Here is a 9,646-nt window from a genome sequence, read left to right as displayed (position 1 = left end):
GCGTGGCGCAGGCCGGCGACCGCGCTGGTCGGCCGTGATGCCGACGTCGCGCAGGTCGAGCAGGCGCTGGCGACGTCCGCGCTGGTCACGATCGTCGCGACCGGCGGCGCCGGCAAGACCCGGCTGGCCGGCGAGGTGGCCCGGCGGGCTGCGGCGTCGGGCCGCTCCGTGCGGGTCATCGAGCTCGCGGGCCTGYGCGCGCCCGCGGAGGTGCTGCCGACGGTCCTCGCGGCGATCGGCGGTTCGGACGTCACGGCGGCCCGCGCGGACATGACCGCCGACCGCCGCCTGCTCACCCCGGAGGACCGCCTGCGGCTCGCCGCCCAGGACCTCGACGGTCTGCTCGTGCTGGACAACTGCGAGCACGTGCTCGACGCCGCCGCCGTCGTGATCGGAGACCTGCTCGCCGTGGCGTCGTCGGACGTCGTCGTCCTCGCGACCAGCCGCGCGCCCCTCGGCCTGGTCGGCGAGTCCGTGCACCGCCTGCGCGCGCTGCCCGACGCCGACGCGCTCGAGCTGCTGGAGACCCGCGCCCGCGCCGGGCGGGCTAGCGTCGGCTGGGACCCCGACCTCGCCCTGCAGCTGTGCCACCGCCTGGACAACCTCCCCCTCGCACTCGAGCTGGCCGCGGCGCGGCTGCGGGCGATGACGGTCCAGGACGTGCTCGACGGGCTGAGCGACCGGTTCGCGCTGCTGGACGACGCCCTGCGCGGCCTGCCCGAGCGGCACGCGAGCCTGTGGGCGATGGTCGACTGGAGCCGCGAGCTGCTCGACCCCGCCGACCGTGACCTGCTGCAGCGGCTCGCGGTCATCCCGGCGCCGTTCACCGCCGAGACCGCCGTCTCCGTCGCGGGCACGCCGGCCGCGGCCGTCCGCCGAGGGCTGGCCACGCTGGTCGAGCAGTCGCTGCTGACGCTCGACGAGCACGACGACGGCCCGGCCCGCTACCGGATGCTCGAGACCGTGCGCGAGTACGGCGAGGCGCGGCTCGACGCGTCCGGGCACCGCGGCGAGGCGATGCGGGGGCTCGTGCGCTGGTCCGCGGCCGAGGCCGTGCGGCTGGGCGCGATGTTCGTCGGGTCCGCGCAGGTCCGCGCGTTCGACCGGTGCGCGACCGAGCAGGAGACGTTCCTTGCGGCGCTGCGGTGGGCCGTCGAGCACGACGACGCCGCCGGAGCCGTCGACATCAGTGCGGCGCTGTTCCACCTCTGGAGCGTGCGGGGCCTGCACGCCGAGGTCATCGAGTGGGCGCGCCGGGTCCTGCTGGCCGACGCCCCCGCGGCCCGCCGGACGTCCGCGCTGTTCCTCGGTCGCGTCTCCGGTCGGCCGCTGCCCGACGCGGACCGGCTCGCCGCGACCTGCCTGTTCTCGGCCGTCAACGCCGGTGTCTCCGTGTCGATGCGCCTCGTGGCCCTGGCGTGGCGCGCCCTCCGGATCGTCCTCGCCGAGCGGCCCCGCGAGGTCTCGGCCCGCATGACGTCGCTCACCGCGGCGATGCCCGCGCTCGGGTCCACCGACGTCGAGCTCAGCCTGACCGCGGCGGCCCGGCTCATCGCCAGCGACGACGCGTTCCTGCACGGGCTCGGCCTGTTCATGCGCGCCGCCGTCCGGGAGAACGCCGGGGACCCGGCCATGTCCAGCAGCGACGCACGCGCGGCCTACCAGCAGTTCGAGTCGATCGGCGACCACTGGGGCATGGGGATGGCGGCCCAGGGGGTCGGCCAGTGGGAGGCCGCGCGCGGGTCCGACGACGCCCAGGAGTGGCTGGTCCGCGGCGTGCGCCACCTCGAGCTGGTCGGGGCGATGCAGGACGTCCGGAGCATCCGCGTGATGCTCGACATCCAGTGGGCGCTCGAGGGTGACGAGGAGGCCCTGGTCCGGCTCCGCGAGGTGACGACGTCCTCCCAGGTCGACGACATGGACGCGGCGCAGGCCATGATCGGCCTGGCCCACGTCGCATGGCAGACCGGGCGCGCGGACGACGCGCTGGCCCATGCGGAGTCCGCGTCCGCGCTCGTGGGGTCGATGTCGATCCCGCTCGCGCAGGCCCGCATCGCCTTCCGCGTGGCCACCGCCGTGGTCCACCTGCGGGTGGGCGGACTTCGGGCCGGCCGGGGCGAGGACGCCGTGGCGCACGCCGTCGAGCTCTTCACCGCCGCCGCCCCGGAAGCCCTGGAGACCCAGGACATGCCCGTGCTCGGCTCGTTCGCCCTCGGCCTCGCGGAGCTCGCAGCCCAGCGCGGGGACGCCGACGACGCACGGGAGCTCTGGGCGCTCGGCATGCGGCTCGGCGCCAACCTCGTGATGCTCTTCCAGCTCGGCACGGACGGGCCGCTGGCCGACCTGCTGGGCGACGACGAGGAGCGGGAGCGCCGGCTCTCCGTCTGGCGCGACCGGCCGTCGACCGCGGCCGCCGCCCGGATCCGGGAGCTCACGCCCACCCAGGTCTGACGGTGGGACGAACGCCGAAGGGCGACCCGGCGCGTGCCTGGTCGCCCTTCGGGTCGTGCTGGTCCGGTCAGACCTTCTTGCGGTACGCCCGCATGGCCAGCGGCATGAACACCACGACCAGGCCGAGGCACCAGAGCAGCGTGTAGTAGACGCTGTTGCCCATCGGGACCCCGAGGAAGAAGCCGCGCATGGCTGCCACGAGGTGCGTGAGCGGGTTCCACGCGACGAAGCTCTGCATCCAGCTGGGCAGCGAGCCCGCGGGCACGAACACGTTCGACGCGAAGCTCAGCGGCATGATGATCAGGAACATGATCCCCTGCACGGCACCCGACGTCCGGACCTTCATCCCGACGAAGACGGACACCCAGCTCAGGGACAGCGCGAAGACGATCGCCAGCAGGCAGCCGGCCAGCGCGCTGAGCGGGTTGGTGAGGATCCGGAAGCCCATCAGGTAGCCGACGAGGAACGTCGACAGGATGACGATGACGTAGCGGACCACGTCACCGAACACGGCGCCGACCAGCGGTGCCGACCGGGGGATGGGCAGCGACTTGAACCGGTCGAAGATGCCCTTCTCCATGTCGGTGTTGAGGTTGACGCCGATGGCGATGGCGCCCGTCGCGATGGTCTGCGCCAGGATGCCCGGCAGCAGGAACTGCAGGTACGTCTGGGTGCTCCCCGCGACGGCCCCGCCGAAGATGTAGACGAAGATCACCAGGAAGATCGCCGGCTGCAGCGTGACGTCGATGAGCGCCTCGGGCGTGCGCATCGTCTTGATCAGGCTGCGCTTGGCCAGCTGGAGGGAGTGGCGGACCAGCGGGAACGGCCGCTTCTTGACGACGGCCGCCGGCGACGGGGTGTGGGGTGCGATGGCGCTGCGCGGTGCGGTAGCGGTGGTCATCACGCCACCTCCTTGTCTTCGGTGACGGTCGTGTCGTCCGCCGACGCGGTGCGACCCGTGAGGGTGAAGAACACCTCGTCGAGGCTGGGCAGGTGCAGGGAGAGCTCGGTGACGCCGATGCCGACGCTCGCCAGGCGCGAGACCGTGGCCGTCAGCGCGGAGTCGTCGGCCACCGGGACCGCGAGGACGCCCTTGCGGATCTCCTCGGCCCGGCCGTCGGAGGACACCTGCGCCAGGATGGTCGCGGTCTCCTCGAGGCGGGTCAGGTCGGCGGGGCGGACCTCGAGGGTCTGCCCGCCGACGATCCGCTTGAGGCCGTCGGGGGTGTCGTGCGCGATGACGCGACCGTGGTCGATGACCGTGATCTCGTCGGCCAGCGCGTCGGCCTCCTCCAGGTACTGCGTGGTGAGAAGCACGGTCGAGCCCTCGTTGACCAGGGTGCGGACGACGTCCCACATGTCCTCGCGCTTGGACGGGTCCAGGCCGGTGGTCGGCTCGTCGAGGAAGATGACGTCGGGGCGGCCGACGAGGCTCGCCGCGAGGTCGAGGCGGCGGCGCATGCCACCGGAGTAGGTCTTGGCGGGCCGGTCGGCCGCGGCGGTCAGGTCGAACCACTCGAGCAGCTCGGCGGCGCGGGCGCGGGCGTTGGTCTTGCCCAGGTCCAGCAGCATGCCGAAGAGCTGGAGGTTCTGGCGGCCGGAGAGGTCCTCGTCGACGGACGCGTACTGGCCGGTGAGGCCGATCGACTGGCGGACCTTGACGGCGTCCTTGACGACGTCGAACCCGCCGATCCGGGCCGTGCCGGCATCGGGGGTGAGCAGGGTGGACAGGATGCGGACCGCGGTCGTCTTGCCGGCACCGTTGGGGCCGAGCACACCGAGGACGGTGCCGCGAGCGACGGCGAGGTCGACGCCCTGGAGGGCCTTCGTCTCGCCGAAATGCTTGACGAGGCCGTGGGCCTCGATCACCAGGTCTTGTGTCATGACGCCAGCCTGACGGACCCGGCTGACAGAGGACCGACATGCCGCTGACACGGGCCGGCGAGGCCCGTGTCAGCGTCGGTCCGTCGGCTCAGCCCGCGGCGGGCAGGGCGATCGTCGGGTCGAGGAACGCGTTGGTGAACAGGTCCGTCGCCGTCAGGCCGTCGGCCGGCGGGGTGCCGTCCTTGGTGAGGATCGGCGTCGCGATGTCGAGGATCTTCTGCACCCGGGCCTCGTCGAAGCTGCCGAACGTGCCGTCCGCGCCGTTGGCGACGATGCCGAGGTCGATCTGCTGGGTCGTGCCGTCGGCCGCCTGCCCGGCGTCGTAGACCCAGCCGGTGTTGAACTTCTCGACGGCCTCGACGACGAGCGCGTTGGCCGTCGTCGGGTCGGCGAAGTAGTCGACCGTCGCCTGCTGGACGACCGGGATGAGCTTCTTGAGGCAGTCGGCCTGCTTCGTGACGTCCTCGGTGCGGACCGAGAGGGCGACCGCGTACAGCGGGTACCCCGTGTCGGCGATGAGCTGGTAGTCGACCGGCTTGCCCCAGGACGGGAGCTCGTTCTGGTAGACGTACGGCTCGTCGGTGGCGAAGCCCTGCTGCGCGTCCTTGCCCTGGGCGGCGACGAAGTTGGCCGGGGTGCCGTCGTAGGAGCCGTCGATCTGGTCCTCGCGCAGCTGGCCCGAGCCCGTGAGGTACTCCATCCAGGTGGCGCCGGCGAAGTAGCGGACCGTGGCGTCGGTGCTGCTCAGGTCCTTGATCGTCTGCACGTCGGGGTACGTCGCCGGGTCCCACATGATCATCCACGGCGCCTTCTCGAAGGTGGCCAGCACCGCCGTGGTCGGCATCGCGACCGAGTTCTGCACCGCCTCGTCCGTGTTCACCCAGCCGAGCAGCACGTCCTTGTCCGAGTACATCTGCGACGGGACCGGCGTGAAGCCGATCGCGGGGCCGCCGGCGCGGACCTCCACGTCGACGCCCGTGTACTCGCCGCTCGCGTAGAGCGGTCCGCGGACCACCTTGGCGTCGGCGTCGATGGTCGGGTTCGGGCCGAGCAGCTGGTAGAGGCCGCCCTGCTCCGCCTGCGGGTTCCAGTCCGTCTGGATCACCACGGTCGCGGGGCAGACGTCGCTGAGGTCGACGGCTCCGATCGCGGCGTCGGTGCTGCTCGGGGTGTCCGCGGACGCGGGGGCGTTGCCGGCGCACGCGGCGACCGAGAGGGTCAGCAGAGCGCCGGTGAGGGCGGCCGCGCCGAGGCGCAGTCGGGAGAGGGCCATGGTTGATTCTCCTTCGGGGGGCGGGAGGGTCAGAGCTGGTGTCAGAGCTGGTCGATGTCGGTCGCCGACACGGGTGTGCCGGCGGCGTCGGAAGCGAGCGAGAAGCGGTCGCCCGTGGTCACGTAGAAGCTGGCGCCGAAGCGGCCCACCGGGTGGAAGTCCTGGAGCATCACGCGCCAGCGGTCGGTGTCGATCAGCCCGGGCGCCGCGTGCAGGTGGCGGATCCGGCCCAGGTAGACCTGGCGGCTGGCGGTGAGGATCCGCTCGTGCACGGTGCACTCGAAGGCGACGGGGGCCTCGGCGATCCGGGGCGGGCGCACGCGATGGGCCGGGGTGGGCGTCAGGCCGACCATCGCCAGCTCGTCGACGTCGGCCGGGTACGACTGACCGCACTGGTGCATGCGCGCGGCCATGGCCTCGTCGGGGATGTGCACGACGAACTCGCCGGTGGCGTCGAGGTTGGCGGCGGTGTCCTTCTGCGCGCCGTCCTCGAGCCGGTTGACGCTGATCATCAGCAGCGGCGGGTCCTCGCCGACCATCCCGAACATGCTGAACGGCGCCGCGTTGACCACACCGTCGGGGCTCGTCGTCGTCACCAGCGCGATGGGGCGGGGCACGATCAGGCTGGCCATGAGCTTGTAGCGCTCGTAGGCGCCGAGCGAGTCGAAGTCGATGTCGAGGCCCTCAGGCATGCGTCGCGCCCCACCAGGTCAGCAGGATGTCGCGCAGCGCGGCGCCGTCGTCGTCGGCGTAGCGCGTGCCGTCGCGCACGGCCGCGAGGTGAGCGGCGTCGGCCTCGTCCAGGTCGACGGGCACCTCGACCAGCCGGACCGGGGTCCGCGCGAACGCCGGCTCGTAGTCGGGCACCCGCCGCAGCGCGCGCTCGGTGCGGATGACGGGCTGGCGGAAGTCGGCGGCTGTGCGCTGGGTGGCGTAGCTCTGCAGGGCGGGGACCGCGTCGATCTCCGACCGGGTGGCCGCCAGCACCTGGACCTTCACGGGGTCGAGCGAGAAGTTGCTGGTGCCCAGGATGTCGTTGCCGCAGATGTTGGGGACCGCCAGCACGTCGACCAGCGCGAGGAGCTCCACGTGGTCGCCCGGGGCGGTCGACTGGCGCAGGATCTCGGGCATCCCGTCGACGACGCGCGTCGCCATGAAGAGGTTGAACGAGTCGTGCACGTCGTCCGGCGTCAGGCCGTACTCGCGCTGGGCCTCCGCCTGGATGTCGGCGCAGTTGGTGTGCTCCGCGAAGCCGTGCAGCGACTCGTACATGTTCGCGGAGCACCGCGGGAACAGGGTGTCGTTGATGCCGGCGGTGTCGGTCTGCAGGTACATCAGCGCCCGCTCCCGCGGCGGTGCCGACCACAGGAACGTGCCCGCGCTCGGGTTGGTGCCGTGCAACGTCCGCGTGCGGCCCACGTGCATGAACTCGCGGTAGTCGTGCAGGTTGAAGACGTTGAGGTCGACGCACTGGTCGCCCCTGACCTGCTCGACCCGCAGGATCTGCCCCGCGCGGACCTCGATCGCCTTGCCGGTCCCGGGCTCGAGCACGAGCTCCTGCAGGATCGCGCGGTCGTCGGACGCCTCGATCGCGTCCCACCAGCGCCAGGGGGTCCCCGTGGAGCGCGGGTGCGGGCGGCCGACGACGGCCGTGGCCGACTCGCGCAAGGCCAGGCGCACCAGCGCCGACGCGTCCTCGGCCTCGCGGGCGTGCAGGGACGCCTCGACCAGCTCGTGCTGCTGGTCGGTGAGGCGAACAGTGATGTGCGGCATGAACTCCCTTTCGTATACAGAGCGAAGGTAGTTGGTATACCGAACATGCTGGTTTCGTATCCGTGAAAGGTGGATTGCGATCGCGTTTCGTCGGCCCATGCCCGTATACGGTGGCGCCATGGACAGCCAGCCCGCCGCGTCGGCGCGACCCGCCGACCGCGCCAACGTCGCCTTCCTGAGCCTGCGGTCCGCCATCGTCGAGGCGGCGCTCCCGCCCGGGACGCGCCTGCCCGAGGACCTGCTCGCGCAGCAGTACGGCGTCAGCCGCACGCTGATCCGCGGCACGCTCGCGCGACTCACCGCGGCCGGGCTCGTGGAGACCGGCAAGGCGAAGTCCGCCCTGGTCGCCGACCCGTCACTGACGGAGGCGAAGGAGACCTTCGAGGTGCGCCGCTGCCTGGAGCGCCAGGCGGTGCGGCGCATCGCGACCGACTGGCGGCCGTCGATGGGCGTGACGCTGAGCGCGCACGTCGACCGGGAGCTGGCGGCCGCCGGGACGCCGCGCCCACAGGTGTCCGGCCGGCTCGGCGCCGAGTTCCACATCCTGCTCGCCGAGCTCAGCGGCAACGCCCTGCTCGAGCGCTACCTCAGCGAGGTCATCTGGCGCTGCGCCCTGATCCTCGCCGTGCACGGGCGCGACCACGACCAGCGCGGGTCCGTCGCCGAGCACCAGCGCCTGGTCGAGCTGCTCGCGGCCGGCGACGCCGACGGGGCCGAGGCGCTMGTCGTGCAGCACATCGCCGCCGTCGAGGAGCGCACCCTGTCCGACGTCGACGACGGCGCGCAGCTCGACCTGGCCGCGGTGCTCCGCCGCTACTGAGCCGCCGCGCCGGGCTCCCCACCCGGACGTCCGCAGGCTCGCGCGCCCCGACGCACCACCGTTCCCGCCGGACGTCCGCAGGATCGCGCGTCCCGACGACCGATCGTGCGGACGTCGCGCCGGTCAGCGCAGAGCGGTGAGCAGGCGGTCGAGCTCCTCGTCGGACGTGTAGTAGTGCGGGGACGCACGGACGACCTCGGTCAGGCCGCGGGCACCGAAGTCGAGCTGGGCCGACGAGACGCGCGTGACGCTCACGTTCACGCCCGCCGCCGAGACGCGGGCGCGGACCTCGTCGGCGGACTGCCCGTCGACCGTGAAGGTGACGATGCCCGACCGCCGCACGCCCTTGTCGCGCACGGTGACGCCCGGGAGCCCCGCGAGGTCGTCGCGGAGGCGCTCGGCGAGGGCGGTGACACGCTGCTCGATCGCCGGCAGACCGAACGAGAGCGCGTAGTCGACGGCCGCGCCGAGGCCGAGGTTGTCCGCGATCGACCGCTCCCAGGTCTCGAAGCGCAGGGCGGCCGGCACGACCTCGTAGGTGGTCGGCGACGTCCACCGCGCCGCGCCCAGGCCGAGCACGGGCGGGACCAGCCGCGGCGTGATCTCGCGTGACGCGTAGAGGAAACCGGTGCCGCGGGGGCCGCGCAGGAACTTGCGTCCGGTCGCCGCCAGGAGGTCGCACCCGAGCTCCTCGACGTCGACGTGCAGCTGTCCGACCGACTGGCACGCGTCCAGCAGGAACGGGACCCCCGCCCGGCGGGTGAGGACGCCGACCTCCGCCGCCGGGTTGATCACGCCGCCGCCGGTCGGGACGTGGGTCAGAGCGACGAGGGCGACGTCGTCGTCGAGCCGGCGCTCCAGCTGGTCGAGGTCCACCTGGCCGTGCTCGTCGTCCTCGATCACCTCGAGGGTCGCGCCCGTGCGCTCGCACGCCTGCAGCAGACCGATGGCGTTGCTGATGTACTCCGTGCGCGCGGTGAGGATGCGCTGACCGGGCTCGATGCTCAGGGAGGCGAACGCGACGTTCCACGCGGCCGTCGCGCTCTGCACCAGCGCGATCTCTTCGCGGCGGGCGCCGACGAGYGTCGCGACCGAGTCGTAGACCGCCGCGACCCGGTCCTCCGACTCCTCCTCGGCCTCGTACGGGCCGATCTCCGCCTCCCGGCGCAGGTGCGCGACGACCGTGTCGGTCACCACGCTCGGGCGCAGGGCGCCGCCCGCGTTGTTGAGGTGCGCGACGTGGTCGATGCCGGGGGTGTCGCGCCGGGCGCGATCGAGGTCGAGGTCGAGGTCGGCGCGATCGAGGTCGAGGTCGAGGTCGGCGCGGTCCAGGTCGGTCGTCACGGTCCGAGAGTCTAGGCAGGGCCCGTCGTCGGCCCCATGGCCACCTGCGAGGAAGTGGCTGCCCCCGCTCCGCGTGCCGGTCTCGGGTGGCGCGGGATGTG

8 protein-coding genes are annotated in these 9,646 nt (G+C 72.8%); 2 read left to right on the top strand and 6 right to left on the bottom strand.

Annotated elements, in window-relative coordinates; all coding sequences use genetic code 11:
- The coding region (locus ACXJKG_RS04205; protein ID WP_456844510.1) for an ATP-binding protein at positions 1-2,451 on the top strand (2,451 nt) is incomplete at its 5' end.
- A 67-nt stretch (positions 2,452-2,518) separates the two neighbouring features.
- Here the strand turns inward: ACXJKG_RS04205 and ACXJKG_RS04200 are convergent.
- From ACXJKG_RS04200 to ACXJKG_RS04180, 5 genes are all read right to left on the bottom strand, one after another.
- Positions 2,519-3,352: an ABC transporter permease gene (locus tag ACXJKG_RS04200; RefSeq protein ID WP_456844509.1), complete on the bottom strand. Its 834-nt coding sequence runs from the start codon at positions 3,350-3,352 to the stop codon at positions 2,519-2,521.
- Positions 3,352-4,335 (bottom strand): ATP-binding cassette domain-containing protein, encoded by a 984-nt coding sequence (locus ACXJKG_RS04195; protein ID WP_456844508.1) that lies wholly within the window; start codon positions 4,333-4,335, stop codon positions 3,352-3,354. Before ACXJKG_RS04195 ends, ACXJKG_RS04200 begins: the two co-directional genes overlap by 1 nt.
- An 88-nt stretch (positions 4,336-4,423) precedes the next feature.
- Positions 4,424-5,608, bottom strand: a complete 1,185-nt coding sequence (locus ACXJKG_RS04190; protein ID WP_456844507.1) for an ABC transporter substrate-binding protein — start codon at positions 5,606-5,608, stop codon at positions 4,424-4,426.
- Between the two features lie 41 nt (positions 5,609-5,649).
- Positions 5,650-6,300, bottom strand: coding sequence for a flavin reductase family protein (locus tag ACXJKG_RS04185; protein ID WP_456844506.1), 651 nt, complete (start codon positions 6,298-6,300; stop codon positions 5,650-5,652).
- Complete coding sequence (locus ACXJKG_RS04180) at positions 6,293-7,381, bottom strand: DUF1989 domain-containing protein (protein WP_456844505.1); 1,089 nt, start codon at positions 7,379-7,381, stop codon at positions 6,293-6,295. The genes ACXJKG_RS04185 and ACXJKG_RS04180 overlap by 8 nt, the downstream gene beginning before the upstream one ends.
- 118 nt (positions 7,382-7,499) lie before the next feature.
- On the opposite strand from ACXJKG_RS04180, the gene ACXJKG_RS04175 reads away from it, so the two are divergent.
- Entirely contained in the window at positions 7,500-8,201 is a 702-nt protein-coding gene (locus ACXJKG_RS04175; RefSeq protein WP_456844504.1) for a GntR family transcriptional regulator, read from the top strand.
- 123 nt (positions 8,202-8,324) lie between these two features.
- On the opposite strand, the gene ACXJKG_RS04170 is transcribed toward ACXJKG_RS04175, so the two are convergent.
- Positions 8,325-9,545, bottom strand: a complete 1,221-nt coding sequence (locus tag ACXJKG_RS04170; protein WP_456844503.1) for an aminotransferase class V-fold PLP-dependent enzyme — start codon at positions 9,543-9,545, stop codon at positions 8,325-8,327.
- Positions 9,546-9,646 lie beyond the last annotated feature (101 nt).

It is taken from the genome of Cellulomonas sp. P5_C6 (assembly GCF_054049635.1).
This window is presented reverse-complemented; position numbering and strand designations above follow the sequence as displayed.

Excerpts from the sequence above, each read along its gene's own strand:
- ACXJKG_RS04200 (WP_456844509.1), bottom strand. The coding sequence starts at position 3,352 with ATGACCACCGCTACCGCACCGCGCAGCGCCATCGCACCCCACACCCCG.
- ACXJKG_RS04195 (WP_456844508.1), bottom strand. The coding sequence starts at position 4,335 with ATGACACAAGACCTGGTGATCGAGGCCCACGGCCTCGTCAAGCATTTC.
- ACXJKG_RS04190 (WP_456844507.1), bottom strand. The coding sequence starts at position 5,608 with ATGGCCCTCTCCCGACTGCGCCTCGGCGCGGCCGCCCTCACCGGCGCT.
- ACXJKG_RS04185 (WP_456844506.1), bottom strand. The coding sequence starts at position 6,300 with ATGCCTGAGGGCCTCGACATCGACTTCGACTCGCTCGGCGCCTACGAG.
- ACXJKG_RS04180 (WP_456844505.1), bottom strand. The coding sequence starts at position 7,381 with ATGCCGCACATCACTGTTCGCCTCACCGACCAGCAGCACGAGCTGGTC.